Origin of the sequence: Francisella sp. SYW-2 (assembly GCF_008711475.1) — a bacterium.
Classification (GTDB): Bacteria; Pseudomonadota; Gammaproteobacteria; order Francisellales; family Francisellaceae; genus Francisella; species Francisella salimarina.
On sequence record NZ_VXKO01000007.1, the window covers coordinates 1 to 17,700 of the forward strand.

Below are 17,700 nucleotides of genomic sequence, written 5' to 3' on the forward strand. Positions count from 1 at the left end.
CGTTCAATCTGAGCCAGGATCAAACTCTTCAGTTTAATTCTCAAATTCTGACTCTAACTACTGATACTCAAATTCTTTAACAAAGTGTTTGTATATAATATATCTCTTAAATATCTTAGAAGCCTTAGCTCCCAACCGTTAACATCACTCGTCAGCCGGTGAAGACATATAATACGCATCACTCTTCCAAAATGCAACTACTTTCTTCAAAAAAATTAAAGTTTTTACAACTTTTTTATTTCAATAGCTATTTCAACCCCAAAAACCAACCTCTACATAAACTTTTAAACCATCTTAAAGCTTATCCACTATGCTTTAGAATAAAAAGCTCTTATTCACACTATTTAGAAAATATTGTTTAACTTCCTTTCAATAAATATACCAAGACTTACTATCCCTACTAACCTGATCACTTTTATATTGATTACACGTATCATTAATTTTAATACTTAATACCTCAGTTCTAGCGGCAATTATATTTAAAAGTTGTTAAGATTTTTTTGAAATAAATTTATTAACAAGTTTATTTTTCAATATACAGTAATAAATATTAATTTGCTCCTACTAATGTTTATGATATTGAAATCAATCTAATCTACTGTTAAGACACCGCGCCATACTAAATATAAAAACAGTACTTTGTTTAACTTCATAATACTCAAGTCTATAAAATTGCACACAAAACAACAATAAACTCACATAAGTCCAGATATAGCACTTACACCTTTGATAAATATAACTCTAACAAATCACATGATATTAAAAAACTTGCAGACATAGTTTTGAATCTGAAAATCAATAAGATTGAATTTCAATTGAACTCACATACAAATATACCCCGAACTATTCCTACTTAGATTATTAGCAAATTTAAATGACTTTTATCCTCATAACTAAACTAAAAAAATCATTTATTAATAAACAGATCTCAGAAACTTACCTTAGAAGCATCCAATATGGTCGATAAAACATAAATTACAAGACATTCTCTATGCACCAGGCACATAAGAAAAAGTAAAATCCAATAAAAGTGATATACAAAAATTTAAGACATAAAAAAAGCGACCTAAGTCGCTTTTTATTTTGTGGTGGGTGCTGAGGGGTTCGAACCCCCGACCCTCGCCTTGTAAGGGCGATGCTCTCCCAGCTGAGCTAAGCACCCGATTTTGAAAAGATCGAAAACTTTTTTGATGGCGGAGAGGAAGAGATTCGAACTCTCGATAGGGTTTAACGCCTATACTCCCTTAGCAGGGGAGCGCCTTCAGCCACTCGGCCACCTCTCCTAAACCATGTGAGAGGATATTATATATACATATAACAATGTGTCAAGAGTACTCCTATCTTTTTTTACATTAACTATTATTTTTACTAATATATTACTAAACAAAATTTTGAAAAAACTTTATAATACAACCATTACTCTAAACATATATAAATTATATAAGTATTTTTATTATGAGAAAAATCCTAGTTACTAATGCACTGCCATATGCAAATGGCGATCTTCATTTAGGCCATATGCTTGGATATATACAGTCAGACATTTGGGTTAGATTCCAAAAACTACAAGGTAATGAATGTATATTCGTATGCGGCAGTGATACACACGGTACTCCAATAATGCTTAAGGCTAAAAGCTTAAGTATCACGCCAGAAGAACTTGTTGAAAAATACTCAAACAATCACCAAAAAGATTTTTTAAGCTTCGAAATTGAATTTGATAATTACCATTCAACCCATAGTCCAATAAACAAAGAAATTGTTGAAGATATCTACGGTAAGCTGAATGCTCAAAAACTCATATCAAAAAAAGAAATAGCTCAAGCATATGATCCTGAAGCAAAGATGTTTTTACCTGATAGATTTGTAAAAGGCACTTGTCCAAAATGTAAGGCTGAAGATCAATACGGAGATAGTTGTGAGGTTTGCGGTACAACCTATGATCCAACAGAACTAATAAACCCAAAATCAGTAGTATCAGGAAAAGCACCAATACAAAAAAATTCTGAACACTTCTTTTTTGACCTACCCGCATTAGAAAAAGATATTAAAAATTGGATTGAATCTAATAAAAGCCTACAACCAGAAGTAGCTAATAAATTAGCAGAATGGTTTGAACAAGGATTACAAAGCTGGGATATATCTCGTGATGCGCCATATTTTGGCTATCCAATCCCTGGCACAAATGAACAGAAGTTCTTCTATGTTTGGTTAGATGCTCCGATGGGCTACATCGCAAGCTTCAAAGATTATTGCAACAAAAGTAATGTTGATTTCAATGAATTTTGGGGAGATAACTCTTGTGAAAGCGAGCTTTATCATTTTATTGGTAAAGATATTATTTATTTCCATGCACTCTTTTGGCCAGCGATATTGTCATCTACAGGTCACAAAACTCCTACAAGTGTCTTCGCAAATGGGTTCTTAACCGTAAATGGCAAAAAAATGTCAAAATCTCGTGGTACATTTATTCAAGCAAGAACTTATCTAGATAATTTAGAGCCTAGCTATTTAAGATACTATTTCGCCTCTAGACTAACATCTCGTATAGATGATATAGATTTAAACCTTGAAGAATTTGTCACCAAATCAAATTCTGATATAGTCGGTAAAGTAGTAAACATAGCAAGTCGTTGTGCTGGCTTTATATACAAAAAATTTGATGCAACTTTAGCTAATGAAGTCTTTGATAAAGAGTTGGAAGAAGAGTTTGCTAAAAATCATCACGCAATTACAGAAGCTTTTGAGAAAAGAGAATTTGCGCATGCTGTAAGACTAATAATGGCCTTGGCAGATAAAGCAAATCAATTCATAGATCATCATAAGCCATGGCAACTAGCTAAAGAAGAAGATCAAGAGCAAAAAGTCCATCAAGTATGCTCACAAGGAATAAATATGTTCAAAGTTTTAGTCTCATATCTAAAACCTATAATTCCTAGCATTGTTGCAAAAGCAGAAGCTTTTTTAAATATAGAAATTGCAAACTGGAATGATACTCCAACATTCTTAAAGAATCATAAAATCAACAAATTCAAACCACTTGCTAAACGTATAGAAAAAGAAAAAGTAGACAAGATTTTAGAGGATACTAAAAAAATGCTAGAAAAAGAGCAATCACAAGAACAGACAGAGCCTAAAAAAGAAGGGCCTAAACTTGATATAGCTGAAGAATGCACCTTTGATGACTTCATGAAAGTAGATCTTCGTGTAGCTAGAATTGCAGAAGCATCACATGTTGAAGGTGCAGACAAACTACTTAGGCTAATATTAGATCTAGGCGGTGTTACAAAACAAGTATTTGCAGGTATAAAATCAGCATATAAGCCAGAAGATTTGGTAGGCAAACATACTGTAATGGTAGCGAACTTAGCTCCTAGGAAAATGAAATTTGGAATGTCAGAAGGTATGGTTCTAGCAGCTGGTGATGGCAAAGGAATATACATACTAGAACCGCATGAAGGTGCTCAGCCTGGTATGCGTGTTAAATAAGCTAAGTATTTAGTAATGAAAAAATCCTACTATAATATTTTAATAATTTTTCTATTATTCTTTTTAGCATTATTAAATTATATTGACAGATCTACTCTAAGTATTGCAAATACAGAAATTGCTAATGCTTTTAATATAACACCAACAGAAATGGGAATATTGTTATCAGCATTTATGTGGCCGTATGCTATCGCTAGTCTACCGGCGGGATACATGGTTGATCGTCTTGGTGTAAATAAAGTAATGCTAATAAGTATGGTTGCATGGTCTGTAGCTTGTGTATTAGGAGGCTTAGTAATAGGATTTTATTCAATATTACTAACACGGATATTGCTTGGTCTCGCAGAAGCACCTTTTTTCATAGTCGCTACTAGAATAATACAACATCGTTTTCCAAGTTCTCAAAGGGGGCTAATGTCATCAATAGTAGCTCTAGGTCCTAGATTAGCTAACATCCTAGCACCATTAATCCTAGTTGGTTTAATGCTACTAATAGATTGGCGCGGTATGTTTATTTTGTTAGGTATTATCGGATTGCTAGCTGCATTAGGTTGGAAACTTCTACATACAGAAGAAACTATTGAATGTAGACCAACTTACAAAAGGACTCAAAAGGTTTCTATCTCTGATGCACTAAAGAATAAGAATGTAGTTTTTTTATGTATAGGAAATCTATGTTCATCTTACGCTTACTGGTTATTTCTAACATGGTTACCTTTTTATTTTATTAAAGTAAAACACCTAAGCCTTTCTCAAATGAGTATAGCAACATCTATATCTTTCATTTCAGGAATTGCTTCTGTAATGTTAGGTGGTATAGTATCCGATCTTATGATAAAAAAAGGATTTACAGCAGTATTTTCACGATTAACACCTATAATCATCGGATGTCTAGTTGCATCTATAGCAATCTTAGCGCTACCATTTATAGACAACATCTTTATTATAGTATGTGTAATAAGTGTTACTATTTTCTGTTTGGGGCTACGGATATCTCCAACATGGGCATTAGTTGCTGATATCTCTCCATATAGCTTAGTAGGAACAATTGGTGGATTACAGAATTTTGCTAATTTTGTTGGTGCTGGACTTGCCCCGCTTATTACTGGGATAATACTACAATCAACAAATGATAATTTTATGTTCGTATTTATATTTAGTGGGGTTATTTGCTTATTTGGCTCATTTATATATATGCTTATTCGTAATAGTAGAGTTCAAACTTAAACGATTTAGTACTCTATCACCTTCACTCTACCTTTAGTTATATTTGTTACTTCTTCTAAAAAGATAGATTTTTCGGATGTACATATCTTAATAACTTTAGATATCAAATTAGAATAGTTCTCCTTTATAATCTGAATATTATAGCGATTTAGTAGATTATCGACATTTGCTGTTTCTGAGTAATCATATTCTATTAAAATTTCACTCTGTGGCTCTACATCGATAATTTTGGCTAAAGCCAACCCTTCTTTAGCGGCCTGCCCATACGCTCTAACAAGTCCACCAACACCAAGCTTCGTCCCCCCAAAATATCTTACAACCACAACTAAAACATTTGATATACCAAGACCTTGAATATGTGAAAGTATGGGCTTACCCGCTGAACCATTTGGCTCACCATCATCACTAAATCTAAGCTGATTATTATCTACTAAAGAGTATGCCCAGCAATAATGATTAGCTCCAGGATAAATAATCTTTGCATTATTTATTGCCTCTAGCACTTCTTCGTGACTAGCTACCTTGTAGACAAAAGATATAAAGCGAGATTTTTTTATTGGTGAAATTTCAAACTCTAAATTTTCAAATATAGTTTTGTAAGAGTTCATATTTAACTATCTTATTAATGTTCAATATCTATGACATTTAGGATTAGAGATCTATTTCTCCGGCACCTTGTCTTAAAATCTGATATGGTAATTCAAGCATTTCCACAACAGTAGTTGACTCATAACCACAATAATCCGACTCTATAACCACATCTATATAATTCATAACTTCATCATCAATAACTGAGCAGTCAGTAACAACATGATCTTGCCCAGGTAAAATAAAGCTCCCAATCACTAATGGCTCACCAATTTCTGCTGATATTGCCTGAAGAGCATAATGCTCACTTACCCTTATACCAACTGTATTTTTAGATTTAGTAACCAATAATGATGATACCTTTTTTGTTGCATTTAAGATAAAAGTAAAAGGCCCTGGTGTATATCTTTTTAGAATTCGATAGGCGCTATTATCAACCCTTGCATACTCAGATATTTCAGATAAATCTTTACAAGATAAAGTAAAGTTATGTTTTCCGTCTAATTCCCGTATTTTGATGATCTTATCTATAGCCTTTTTTGATTTCATCCTACAAGCTAAAGCATATCCTGAATCAGTTGGTACAGCAAGAACACCATCACTATCCAAAATATTAGCTATCTCTTTTAATTCAGTTACATTATTACCATAACTATATAGTTCAATTAATTTCTTCATTATCTTAGCAACAAGAGTTATACTTTTATGACATTATACAACACTTAACAATAATACAAATGAATAAAATGATTAATGATTTGCTGCCAGCAATCGTATTTTTTACAGTTTATAAGGTTTATGACATTTTTTATGCTACTGCCGCATTAATAATAGTTACAGTTGCTCAAGTAATTTGGGAATATCTTGTTCATAGAAAAATTGCTAAAGCACAAATTCTAATAGCTGTACTTGTTGTGGTATTTGGCGGAGCCACTTTATACTTCCATAATGAAGAGTTTATCAAATGGAAAGTTAGCATAATCAACTGGTTAATAGGAGTTGGTTTGATAATATCAACATATACAATGAAAGAAACACCAATGCAAAAAATTCTCAAAGAAGCCGTTGAGTTTAAAAGACATAAATGGAGAGAAATCAACAATATGTGGGGTGCTTACTTTACAGTGCTAGGAACTCTTAACTTATTTGTTGCTTACTTTTTTTCAACGAATATATGGATGAACTTTAAACTTTTTGGCCTTCTTGGCATAACTTTTATTTTCTTAATAATTCAGTCTATTTATCTATCAAAACATATAAAAAGATAATCTTAATATTTCATTTGCAATGCAATAATTACCAACTGTATAATTAACCTATTATAACGATATATAAATAACATGAATCAAGAAAGCTTAAACCAAGAACCAAATTCAGCAAATAAAATCTGTACATACAGGAATGTTTTCAGCTGTATTTGCCTGATTGCTATATTAGCTATATTTTTTATTACTGAATTAGCTATACTAGTTGGGATCTTTTTCGTATTTGCTACTTTTTATGTAGCAATAGCAGGATGTGTAGTAGCTTATCTAATATGGTTGGGAGTACTGAGACTTTCAAAATATCTCAAAGAAAAAAAATAATTTTACTCTACTTTGACTAAGCCGGCTGCATAAGTACGCGCACCAATTAAACCAACATCTGTATTCATAATTATATGAACTGGAAAATCTTTCATCATACTAGACATTCTACCTTTATCTCTAAACTTCTCTAAAAACTTACTTTCTTTGATTTGTTTGATAAGTCTAGGTGCAATACCTCCAGCGATGTACAACCCTCTAAAAGGTAAACTTGATAATGCTAAATTACCTGCCACTGATCCATATATACTTAAAAATATATCTATAGTTCTCAACGCAGAAGGTTCTCTATGCTCTATGGCATACTTAACAATAACTGCTGCTTTATCAGAATCTGATACGCTAAATAATTCTCTTCGTAGCGATTGACACTCTGGCTGATCATATAAAGGATTACGTACAACATACTTATATATATTGAAAATACCATAGCCACTGCAAAATCTCTCTGGTGATATACGATGAAACGTTCTACGCATAAATCTAAAGAGTTGAATTTGCTCATCATCAACTGGTGAAAAGTCAACATGCCCACCTTCAGTTTTGTACACTCTAGGATTATGATCTTTATCATAACTAACTAGACACATACCTAGACCTGTACCAGCACCGACTACAGCACACAATGTTTCATCATCTTTTTTACCTTCTTGGAGAGTAATAAGATCTTTTTCTCTATCTAAAGATTCTATACCATAACCTATGGCTTCAAAGTCATTTATAACTTTAACTTTACTTTTATCTATCCCAAGGCCTTCTGAGATATACTGCTCTGAGACTAACCATGGTAAATTTGTTACTTGAACTTCTCCATTTGCGACAAATCCAGCAACAGCAAGACACACAGAATCAATCTGCCCCACTAGATCAACTTCTAGTAAGAACTTATCAATAATATCAGACAAACAATTAAAGTTTGCTCCTTTATACTTCCTGATGGCAATGCTCTGTGTTAATCCATCTTCTAGAAGAGAAACCTCTAATCTAGTATTAGTTCCACCGATATCTCCAGATAATATATACATTATTACACTCCCTATTTAATGGTATCTTGCCAATACAAATACTTGATATTCTGCTATAATGAAATTATATCTTAATATTATAATTTTTAGTTTAAATGTCTAAAGAAAATAAAACAACAGATTTCGGTTTTACAGAAGTACCTTGGGAAGAAAAACAAAAAAAAGTTGCCGGAGTTTTCCACTCAGTAGCGGCTAAGTATGACTTAATGAATGATTTAATGTCTTTTGGCATCCATCGCATCTGGAAAAAACAAACTATTGCAAAGACTGGCATACGCAAAGGAGACAGAGTTCTTGACTTAGCTGGAGGAACTGGTGATTTAGCATATAAATTCTGTCAAATGGTAGGCTCACAGGGTAAAGTGGTTTTGAGTGACATCAACTCATCAATGTTAGAAGTGGGTAAAGAGAAGCTTACCAATAAAGGGTGTGTAGGTAATATTGAATATGTTCAAGCTAATGCTGAATCTCTACCATTTCCTGATAATTATTTTAACTGTATAACAATATCTTTTGGCTTAAGAAATGTCACTGACAAAGCTAAAGCTCTAGCATCAATGTGCAGAGTATTAAAACCTGGTGGAAGATTACTAGTACTAGAATTCTCAAAACCCATAGTACCTATGCTGTCTAAGGTTTATGATGAATACTCTTTCAAAGCTTTACCTTTTTTAGGCAAAATCATCACTCAAGATGCTGAAAGTTATAAATATCTTGCTGAATCAATCCGCAAACATCCAGATCAAGAAACACTAAAGCAAATGATGTATGATGCTGGTTTTGATAATGTGGAATATCAGAACATGACTAGTGGAATCGTAGCTTTACATATTGGATATAAGTACTAAAATGATTCAAATAATAGATAGGGTCCTAATATTATTATCTAAACTTGACCCACAAATGAGTGGTTTATTGCTACCTCTTAATAATAAAACATTAAGGGTAGAGATTACTGATATTGATTTTTCGGTTACATTAAAAGTCGAAAAATCAAAAATCCATGCTACTGATGAGCATTCTAAAAATGTGCTAAAAGGTAAACTGGCTTATATACTTGAACTGATATTTAACAAAAATCTTCAAGAACTTATAATTGCCAATAAACTTGATTATCAAGGTAGTCTTAAAGACCTAAATGAGTTTAATAAGTTCATAAGTGCTATTGATATTGATTTAGTTTATAAAATATCTGAGATTACTAGTCCAGAATTTGCAGCAACGATAGCGAAACCTTTTACTAAAGCGAAAGAATACCTTAGAACATCACGCCAAGAAACTATAGTTGATATTAAAGATTTTTTAACTGAAGAAAAAAGAACATTAATATCACAAAATGAGATAAATATTTTTTATCGTCAAGTTCAAGAGCTAAAACAGGCTACTGATAGAATAGAAGCCAAACTAAACTTATTACAGAGCTTATACAATGATTAGAAAATTTCTAAGACTTATATATATTTTTTATATTATAAATAGGTATTGCCTTCTCAATGAACCAATTAGAGCAACTAAAATAAGAAGTCTTAAGCTTATACTTTTAGTAAACCCTTTTTATTACTCTCCAAGAATACGCAAACTAGAGCACGGTGTCAGAATTAGAGAGGCATTAGAGAGACTTGGACCTATATTTATTAAGTTTGGACAAGCGTTATCTGTCCGTGCTGACCTGCTTCCTCCTGAAGTTATAAAAGAGGTCTCTAAGCTCCAAGATAACGTGCCTCCTTTTGATAACGATATTGCTGCTCAACAAATTGAAAATGCTGCAAAAAAACCAATAACTAAGATATTCAAAAGTTTTGAAAGCACCCCGCTAGCCTCTGCTTCAGTTGCTCAAGTTCATGGTGCAGTACTTCAAAATGATGAAAAAGTTGTAGTTAAAGTATTGCGACCAGGTATAGAGAAAATCCTAAAACTTGATACTTCTTTGATGCTTTTCTTTGCAACGCTACTTAGCAAACTAAAAGAAATTAAGCGTTTCAAGCCTGTCGAAATTGTCAAAGAAATTAATCAAAGCTTCTTTGATGAACTTGATCTAGTACGCGAAGCATCTAATGCATCTCAAATACGCAGAAACTTCGAGGGCTCAACTATACATTATGTACCTAAGATATATTGGGAATATACTAGCTCTACAGTAATAGTTATGGAACGTGTCAGTGGTGTCAGAGTATCTGATATCGAAACTCTCGATGCTCTAGGGGTAGATCGCCGTTTATTAGCACAGCGAGGTGTAGAAATATTCTATTCTCAAGTATTTGATGATTGTTTCTTTCATGCAGATATGCACCCTGGTAACATGTTTATCGATGTCACAAATCCAGCAGATCCAAAATACATATCTATCGACTTTGGTATTGTTGGTACACTTAATCGTGATGACCAGCGTTATCTAGCAGGTAATTTTTTGGCATTTTTTAAACGTGACTATCGCAAAGTAGCTGAACTACACATAGAGTCAGGCTGGGTTCCTAGTGATACACGTGAAGATGTATTGGAGTCTGCTATCAGAACAGTTTGTGAGCCAATTTTTGAAAAACCTATGAAAGAAATTTCACTAGGCTATACTTTGATGCAGCTATTTGCTGTTGCTCGTCGTTTCAACATGAATATACAACCTCAACTTACATTGTTGCAGAAAACTCTATTTCATGTTGAAGGTCTTGGACAAAAACTATGTCCAGAACTTAATATATGGGAAACATCTCGTCCAATATTAGAGAAATGGATGAAAGAACAAATGGGATTAAGAGGTTTTTATCATCGTTCGCTAGAGAATATGCCTAGAGTTAGTGATAGGCTACCAGAACTGCCACGTATGGTATTTGATATATTACAACATACGCAGATGAATTTAAAAACCACGCCATCACACCAAGTTAGTAAAGCTAAAGAGCCTAAGAAAAAGCATCGATTTGCATTGGGTGCAAGTGTTTTATTAATATCTACAGGCGCTATAGCAAATATAACTAAAGATACTAGCTCTCTGACTAAATTGCAGGATTTAATCACTACTCATAGTACAACCATATTGATAGCAGGTGTTGTTTGTTTGGCCTATTATATTTTTAAAAAGGAGAAATAAATGTCTGATTGTATTTTTTGTAAGATTATCACTGGAGAGATTCCATCAAAGAAAGTTTATGAGGATGAAAATGTTTTTGCTTTCCATGATATCAATCCAGCTGCTGATACTCATGTTTTAGTTATTCCAAAGAAACATATAGCTAGCCTGAATGAGCTAACTGAACAAGATGAAGAGCTTATGGGTAAATTCATGTTAAGCATACCTAAAGTTGCTAAACTACTTGGTTTGAGAGGTTTTAAAACTGTTTTTAATACAGGTAAAGAAGGTGGGCAGATGGTTTTTCATATTCATGCTCATATTCTAGGTGGTAAAATCAAACTTAAACTTCCTGAGTAGGCTTTACTCCGCTAGTATCATAACTGGTGGCGGAAATGAACTACTTGAGAAGTTATTTATTTCATGTAAACCACTAGCTAAACTTATATTTATTAAACCCACAATTGAAACTACCAATAAAACTAACTTTTTCATTTTGATACCTTTTCATATAATCTTTTAATTTGTTGATAGTATTATTACAAAATTATATATGATTGTTAAATATATTGATTTTATAATATTTATAACATTTTCTTATAGCACATAATTCACCAGAAAAAAAATGTCATTCTACGACTTGATTGTAGAATCCAAGTTTAAAACCCATAATACGTGGATCCTATGGTCAAGCCATAGGATAACAAAACGGCTTCAAAAGTTATTCGGATTAGCTACATTCCATATTACTTATTCTGGACGCACCAGTGTAACTATAGATATCTTATCAATTTGGCTACCTTCTGATATAGTTTCTATAAATTCTCTAATCGTTGCCCCTGTCGTTAACACATCATCAAAAACTAAAAGATGCTTGGCTCTTACTGGTTCCTTAAGTTTAAATACATTTTTTATCTGTGAAGCTCTTTTTTGCTTGGATGATTTAGCTTGTGACTTTGTATATTTCGTACGTGAGCAATTTGAAAACACTGTTCTAATATCAGCATATTCTGCTAATTCACTAGCAAGAAGCTCAGACTGATTAAACCCTCTATAGACATATCTAAGCCTATGTATGGGCACTGTAGCAATGACATCAACATCAGCAAAGTATTTATCGTTCATCTTATCCCACCATTTCTGCATAAGCTTACTGAACACCCGCATTACTAACAAATCTTTTTGAAACTTAAACTTTTGCAATAAATATCTAACTTCTGTAGTATAACTAAGTAGATGATAGTAATCATACTCAATATCAAAATCTAACTTGTACTGCTGTGTATTCAAGTCTTCTTCTAGATTATGTAAACAGTAATTACAAACTATATCTTCTGCTGACTGTCTACATAATAAACAATTCTGAATAGAGAGTATTTGCAGTATTTTTGTTATAATCTTCATACAAATATGTTATTGCGATCACTTATGTTTAATTATAATCTCTTCTTAAATAGAATATCCAACAGAAAGTTATATCGACAATCTTTTATTAAAAATGAGATAGCTCATAGGCTACTCAAAAGACTTGACTTCATAAAGCTTAATCCATCAGATATCTTGGTAACTGGGTATTGTGATGATGATTATTTAAACAGTTTACAAAGTCGCTTTCCTAATACAAGAATACATAAAAACCAAGATCAAATCCAATCTTTCGATATAATTATATCAAATAGTATTATCCATCTAACCGATAATTTAGCTCAAGAATTAGATGACTACTATGAGCTACTAAATGATGATGGTATCCTTTTATTTTCGACCTTTGGCGATAAATCTTTTGACTCCATGAAAAAGGCTTTTGCAACTATTAGTAAGTCAAAGCATACAAATGATATGATCGATCTACTAACTTGGGGAAATACCTTACAAGCAAGTAGATACAAAACCCCCGCCATCGAATCAGATCTTATTACATTTACTTATGAAAATGTTAAGACTGTATTTGAGGATATAAGACACCTAAACGAGCCTCTAGCAGATACAAATATGCATACTTGTTTGACTGGTAAAAATATGTGGAATACTTTTATTGATAGATTCAAACAAAATCTACAATTAGAAATAGAAGCTCTATATGGTTATGCAGTTCGAAAGAGTGAAAATAATAATACTGCTCCACGTGCAAATCCTAATAGAATAAGTCTAGATGAGCTCAAAAAGCAAATAACTGAATTTAAGAAAAACTAATACACTTCTAAAATTTTACAAACATTTAACAATACAAGATAGACATAGATGACAGCTGTTGCCAGTCATAATCAGGACATTTAGTAGGCTTTTTAAGTGGCTGGCAATACGTTCTCCATGTACCACCACCATAAGTCTTCATTATTAAACATTTTTTATAACGCTTTTGTTCTCCATCTAATAATCCCACTGTAGTTATCTGTTCGATAGGATAACCATCCTTTAGCTTATATTTGAAATTATCGTTATCATCTTCATCTATATCATTGAAAGATTCTTCAATATCCTTAGGAGTACTGATACTTTCAAGAAGTCCATCATAGTTTTTTGGCTTATAATCCTCATCATAGTTTTTAACATTTTCATTTATATAATCACCTGATGATTTTTCTGAATATGTATTATAGGATTTATCAAATTTCTGATCGACTTTCTGCGTTTGATTACTATTAACTATATCGCTCGCTTTACTCAAAGTATTACTTGCTGTACTTTTAAGAAACTCATCCTTTTCTTTTCGGGATTTTTCTTCTAACTCTTTATTGAAAGCATCAATCTTTTTTTTGGTTTCAGATGGTGTGCTATCTGCTAAAATAGCATTTGCTTGTGCAATCAGCTTATCATAATCATCATCACTTGTATCAACCAAACTACTCAATGCATCTCCATAATCATTTGCCTTAGGAACATTATCATCAATCTGATTTGTATCGAGAATCTGAGTGTTATTAGATGATGTGGGCGCCGTATTAATTGCTGAATCTGTATTTATAGATGTTTTTTGAGCATAATCTCGTAACGGATTATCACTCGTGTCTACATTAACTGCTTGATTAGCTTTAGCTGTAATAGTATCAGCAAAAGAACTGCTAAAAAATAAAGATACCATAATGAAAGAAGATAAAATCTTTATTTTCATAATTTATTAAAAATATTTTTCCTAAACAAAGTATATTCGATATTAGACATATAAAAAAGAGCTTTTAACTAAAGATATTAAATAACAATCTGTTCTTCATGTAGTTCAATACTATAGTGTTCTAAAACCTCTCGTTTTATGAGCTCTATAAGTCGCAGTATATCTTCACCCGTAGCATGACCATTATTAACTATAATACCTCCATGTTTAGGGGATATCTGAGCTCCTCCAACTTGCTTACCTTTAAGTCCCAGCTCTTCAACCATAACTCCTACAGGCATATTTGCTTGAGGTCTCTTAAAAACACTTCCCGCTGTAGGTTTTTGAGGCAAATTCAATAATCTTCTCGAATAGATATCATCAAGTTTCATTTTAATCTCTTGCTTAGATTTTGATTCAAACTCAAACTCCGCTGATAAGATACAAATATCATTAAAATATTTAAACATAGAGTATCTATAACCATACTCAATATCGTCTTTGAGATATTTCTTTATTTTTTTTGTTTTGAGATCCAGAATCGTAACACTTTTCACATATGTATATATTTCATCTCCATAAGCACCGGCATTCATAATCAGTGCACCACCTACACTAGCTGGAACATCATAAAAAGTCTCTATGCCGCTTAAACCAGCCTCATAGGTCGCAAGTGCAAGATCTTGTAATAAGACTCCTGCTTGAACTTTTACACATTTATCATCAATATTAAAGGAATTAAAATTTTCACAAAATACCACAAACGCAACATCATCATAATATTCTTTTGAAAAAATAACATTACTACCGTTACCAAGAAAAAATACCTGATTATGCCTATTCACAATTTCTAATAACTCTTTTTCATTATCTGGAAAATAAACATGCTTAGCATAAGATTTTATGCGATATGTATTATACTGTTCTAAAGATATATATTTTGACATCTACTACCTAAACATTACCATCTAAAATCTCAATCTGCATAAAATGAGACATGTTTTCTATAAGATTATTATACCCTCTAAAAATTTGATGAGCATTATTAATAGTCGAAAACTCATCCAACAATGATCCAGCCATTAAACATGCCATGCCTGCTCGCAAATCTTTTACACTCATTACAGCAGGACGTATATTTTCCAAATCGCTAACAGGGATTATTTTTATTAAATTATTATCTATTGAAATATTGAAACCCATCTTACGGATCTGGTACACATAATTGATGCGTTCAGGATATACGGTATCTTGAATAGTACTTGAACTATTTGCCATAAATAACATAACTGCAAATATAGGCTGCAAATCTGTAGGAAAATGTGGAAAAGGTGCTGCTATTATGTCATCACCTTTTATAATGCTATCTTTACCGAAGAATTTAATACTATTACCAGCTTGATCATACTCCCATCTAGCACCTATATTTGTGAGCTTTTCAAGAGGCTTTTCAATGTTATAAGTATCATTAGTATTAATATTCGTAATTGTAACATTTGTTTTATATAAATAAGCCATAGCAGCATAGGTCATAGCTTGAATTCGATCAAAAATTATCTCAAACTCACATCCTGACAACCTAGAAACACCAATCACTCTGATCTTCCTACTATCAGTATCAAAATAAATATTTGCACCACATTGATTTAGATAGTCAATTAAAGTAACAACTTCCGGCTCTAAGGCAACATTTTCAAGAACTACCTCAGAACTACCTATGACAGCATACATGACCAAATTCATAGTAGCACCAACAGAAGGAAAAAGCATTTTAAACTCAGCGTCTTTTTCTTCCTTATAGATAACATCTATATAATCATCCGCCAACTTCACTTCTGCACCAAGAGCTTCCAACCCATTAAGATGAATATCAAAAGGTCTTTTCTCACTAAAGCTACAACCTCCAGGAAAGCCAATTCTTACACGACCCTTCTTCTTCAACATAGAGCCTAGTAGCATCAGTGAGCATCTAGTTTTAGATGTCATCTCACCGCATAACTCAAGAGGTTCATTCGAGATAGAACTAGTATCAATAGTTACACACTCTCCCTTCTCTACAACTCTAGCACCAACATTTTTTAAAATTTCCTTAGCTCCTTTATAGTCTAAAAGAGTTGTAGGTACATTACAAAACTTGGTCTTAGTATCTGGAATCAATCCTGCAAAAATTAAATGTAGCAGAGCATTTTTTGCACCACTAATACTAATCGTTACTTCTTCAGCAATTTTATTTAGCTTTTTTACTCTTACTGCCTTCATCTTTTGTTCTCTTATTTTTTCTATCTGCAAAAGGATTGTCTGACTGTTTAAATTCAAATACTATAGGAGTACCACGAAAATCTAAAGCTTCTCTAAAGAAATTTTCTAAATATCTTTTATATGAATTAGGTAATCTATTAACTTGGTTACCATGTATAACGATGACAGGAGGATTATGCCCACCAACATGAGCATACTTAAGCTTAATTCTAAATTTACCAACCATCGGGGGTGAATGAGCCTCAACAGCAAGTTGCATCAGACGAGTTGCATCTGCTGTAGTTATTTTTTTATTCGCACAATTATATGCAGTATCTATAGACTCAAACAAATGCCCCACATTTGTACCATGCAATGCTGAAATAAAGTGCATATCGACATAATCTTCTAAGAAGAATAATTTTCGCTTCAAATCTTGTTTAACTTGATTGCGATCTTCTTCAGTCATACCATCCCACTTATTTATAGCCAACACAAGTGCTCTACCATTCTTGATAGCAAAATGTATCAAACTTAAATCTTGATCTGAAATTCCTTGTCTTGCATCAACCACAGCAACCACAACATTTGAATCTTGTATTGCTTGTAGAGTCTTAATAACAGAAAACTTTTCTAATGTCTGTTTTACCTTACCTCTTTTACGCACACCTGCTGTATCAACAATAGTGTATTTATGCCCATGGCGCTCAAACGGAATACTAACACTATCGATAGTAGTACCAGGCATATCAAAAACCACCACCCTGTCTTCTCCAAGCATTCTATTTGTAAGTGTTGATTTGCCTACATTAGGACGCCCAATAAGCGAGAAGTGTATACCATGGCGCAGTTGCTCCTTATGTTCTTGTGTCTGAGTGTAGTCCAGATAGTATTCATTCAGAGGTTTTTTAAGAAATTTATCGATAAGTTTTTGGGTGTTTCTACGATGTGCTGCTGATACTGAAAATACTTTCTCAAAGCCAAATTTATAAAAATCCGCCATTGCAGACTCTTCTTCAACACCATCTACTTTATTCACGACAACTACTACTTTCTTATCTTTCTGACGCAAAAGATCGGCAACATACTCATCTCCAGCTGTTAAACCTGATCTACCATCAACCACAAAGAAAACTAAATTCGCTTCATCTATTGCCATCTGAGACTGTTTTGCCATAAACTCATCAAAACCTGCATCTTGATCTGATATACCACCAGTATCGACAACAAGATAATCTAAGCCATCGTATTTAGCCTGACCATATTGACGATCACGAGTTACTCCCTCAAAATCAAAAACCAATGCATCACGAGAGTTTGTTAAAACATTAAAAAGAGTAGATTTACCAACATTGGCTCTACCAACTATTGCAACCAAGAAAGACATATATG

General features: G+C 32.8%; 18 protein-coding genes and 2 tRNA genes. 9 read left to right on the forward strand and 11 right to left on the reverse strand.

Annotated features, from left to right (window positions below; translation table 11 throughout):
- Positions 1 to 1,086: 1,086 nt before the first annotated feature.
- Positions 1,087 to 1,162: transfer RNA gene (locus F3D57_RS03780), tRNA-Val, on the reverse strand.
- Positions 1,163 to 1,191: 29 nt separating this feature from the next.
- Positions 1,192 to 1,283: transfer RNA gene (locus tag F3D57_RS03785), tRNA-Ser, on the reverse strand.
- A 172-nt stretch (positions 1,284 to 1,455) separates the two neighbouring features.
- Here F3D57_RS03785 and metG point away from each other — a divergent pair.
- Together metG and F3D57_RS03795 are read left to right on the forward strand one after the other, a co-directional pair.
- A complete protein-coding gene (metG, locus tag F3D57_RS03790; RefSeq protein WP_150465251.1) occupies positions 1,456 to 3,489 on the forward strand; it encodes a methionine--tRNA ligase in 2,034 nt (677 codons plus the stop codon).
- A gap of 15 nt (positions 3,490 to 3,504) precedes the next feature.
- Positions 3,505 to 4,716, forward strand: coding sequence for an MFS transporter (locus F3D57_RS03795; RefSeq protein WP_150465252.1), 1,212 nt, complete (start codon positions 3,505 to 3,507; stop codon positions 4,714 to 4,716).
- A gap of 5 nt (positions 4,717 to 4,721) precedes the next feature.
- Here F3D57_RS03795 and F3D57_RS03800 read toward each other — a convergent pair whose 3' ends face one another.
- Positions 4,722 to 5,324 carry a YigZ family protein gene (locus F3D57_RS03800; protein ID WP_150465253.1) on the reverse strand — a complete coding sequence of 201 codons (603 nt, stop codon included), beginning with the start codon at positions 5,322 to 5,324 and terminating at the stop codon, positions 4,722 to 4,724.
- A gap of 43 nt (positions 5,325 to 5,367) precedes the next feature.
- Positions 5,368 to 5,982: an L-threonylcarbamoyladenylate synthase gene (locus tag F3D57_RS03805; RefSeq protein ID WP_150465254.1), complete on the reverse strand. Its 615-nt coding sequence runs from the start codon at positions 5,980 to 5,982 to the stop codon at positions 5,368 to 5,370.
- Positions 5,983 to 6,041: 59 nt separating this feature from the next.
- On the opposite strand from F3D57_RS03805, the gene F3D57_RS03810 reads away from it, so the two are divergent.
- Together F3D57_RS03810 and F3D57_RS03815 are read left to right on the forward strand one after the other, a co-directional pair.
- The gene (locus F3D57_RS03810) at positions 6,042 to 6,572 is read left to right on the forward strand and encodes a septation protein A (protein WP_150465255.1); all 531 of its coding nucleotides are present in this window, start codon (positions 6,042 to 6,044) and stop codon (positions 6,570 to 6,572) included.
- Between the two features lie 72 nt (positions 6,573 to 6,644).
- Complete coding sequence (locus F3D57_RS03815) at positions 6,645 to 6,890, forward strand: hypothetical protein (protein WP_013922249.1); 246 nt, start codon at positions 6,645 to 6,647, stop codon at positions 6,888 to 6,890.
- A 2-nt stretch (positions 6,891 to 6,892) separates the two neighbouring features.
- On the opposite strand, the gene glk is transcribed toward F3D57_RS03815, so the two are convergent.
- Entirely contained in the window at positions 6,893 to 7,915 is a 1,023-nt protein-coding gene (gene glk, locus F3D57_RS03820) for a glucokinase (protein WP_013922248.1), read from the reverse strand.
- Positions 7,916 to 8,010: 95 nt separating this feature from the next.
- Between glk and ubiE the strand changes: the two genes are divergently transcribed.
- From ubiE to F3D57_RS03840, 4 genes are read left to right on the forward strand one after another with little or no spacing between them, the layout of a single operon-like run.
- Positions 8,011 to 8,763 carry a bifunctional demethylmenaquinone methyltransferase/2-methoxy-6-polyprenyl-1,4-benzoquinol methylase UbiE gene (ubiE, locus tag F3D57_RS03825; RefSeq protein WP_150465256.1) on the forward strand — a complete coding sequence of 251 codons (753 nt, stop codon included), beginning with the start codon at positions 8,011 to 8,013 and terminating at the stop codon, positions 8,761 to 8,763.
- Position 8,764: 1 nt separating this feature from the next.
- Positions 8,765 to 9,352, forward strand: a complete 588-nt coding sequence (locus F3D57_RS03830; protein WP_150465257.1) for an SCP2 domain-containing protein — start codon at positions 8,765 to 8,767, stop codon at positions 9,350 to 9,352.
- Positions 9,345 to 11,000: a ubiquinone biosynthesis regulatory protein kinase UbiB gene (gene ubiB / locus F3D57_RS03835; RefSeq protein WP_150465258.1), complete on the forward strand. Its 1,656-nt coding sequence runs from the start codon at positions 9,345 to 9,347 to the stop codon at positions 10,998 to 11,000. The genes F3D57_RS03830 and ubiB overlap by 8 nt, the downstream gene beginning before the upstream one ends.
- Positions 11,001 to 11,339: a histidine triad nucleotide-binding protein gene (locus F3D57_RS03840; RefSeq protein ID WP_146421877.1), complete on the forward strand. Its 339-nt coding sequence runs from the start codon at positions 11,001 to 11,003 to the stop codon at positions 11,337 to 11,339. It begins immediately after the preceding gene.
- Positions 11,340 to 11,342: 3 nt separating this feature from the next.
- Here F3D57_RS03840 and F3D57_RS10425 read toward each other — a convergent pair whose 3' ends face one another.
- Positions 11,343 to 11,474: a hypothetical protein gene (locus F3D57_RS10425; protein ID WP_263478290.1), complete on the reverse strand. Its 132-nt coding sequence runs from the start codon at positions 11,472 to 11,474 to the stop codon at positions 11,343 to 11,345.
- A 255-nt stretch (positions 11,475 to 11,729) separates the two neighbouring features.
- Positions 11,730 to 12,383 (reverse strand): ComF family protein, encoded by a 654-nt coding sequence (locus F3D57_RS03845; protein WP_150465259.1) that lies wholly within the window; start codon positions 12,381 to 12,383, stop codon positions 11,730 to 11,732.
- 24 nt (positions 12,384 to 12,407) lie between these two features.
- Here F3D57_RS03845 and F3D57_RS03850 point away from each other — a divergent pair, with 24 nt between their 5' ends.
- A complete protein-coding gene (locus tag F3D57_RS03850; protein WP_191092346.1) occupies positions 12,408 to 13,172 on the forward strand; it encodes a biotin synthase in 765 nt (254 codons plus the stop codon).
- Positions 13,173 to 13,197: 25 nt separating this feature from the next.
- Here F3D57_RS03850 and F3D57_RS03855 read toward each other — a convergent pair whose 3' ends face one another.
- The 4 genes from F3D57_RS03855 to der form a co-directional block, all read right to left on the reverse strand.
- Positions 13,198 to 14,091: a hypothetical protein gene (locus tag F3D57_RS03855; RefSeq protein ID WP_150465261.1), complete on the reverse strand. Its 894-nt coding sequence runs from the start codon at positions 14,089 to 14,091 to the stop codon at positions 13,198 to 13,200.
- A 77-nt stretch (positions 14,092 to 14,168) separates the two neighbouring features.
- Positions 14,169 to 15,017, reverse strand: a complete 849-nt coding sequence (gene murB / locus F3D57_RS03860; RefSeq protein ID WP_013922240.1) for a UDP-N-acetylmuramate dehydrogenase — start codon at positions 15,015 to 15,017, stop codon at positions 14,169 to 14,171.
- Positions 15,018 to 15,024: 7 nt separating this feature from the next.
- A complete protein-coding gene (locus F3D57_RS03865; RefSeq protein WP_013922239.1) occupies positions 15,025 to 16,329 on the reverse strand; it encodes a UDP-N-acetylglucosamine 1-carboxyvinyltransferase in 1,305 nt (434 codons plus the stop codon).
- Complete coding sequence (gene der / locus F3D57_RS03870) at positions 16,298 to 17,695, reverse strand: ribosome biogenesis GTPase Der (protein ID WP_150465263.1); 1,398 nt, start codon at positions 17,693 to 17,695, stop codon at positions 16,298 to 16,300. The genes F3D57_RS03865 and der overlap by 32 nt, the downstream gene beginning before the upstream one ends.
- Between the last annotated feature and the right edge of the window lie 5 nt (positions 17,696 to 17,700).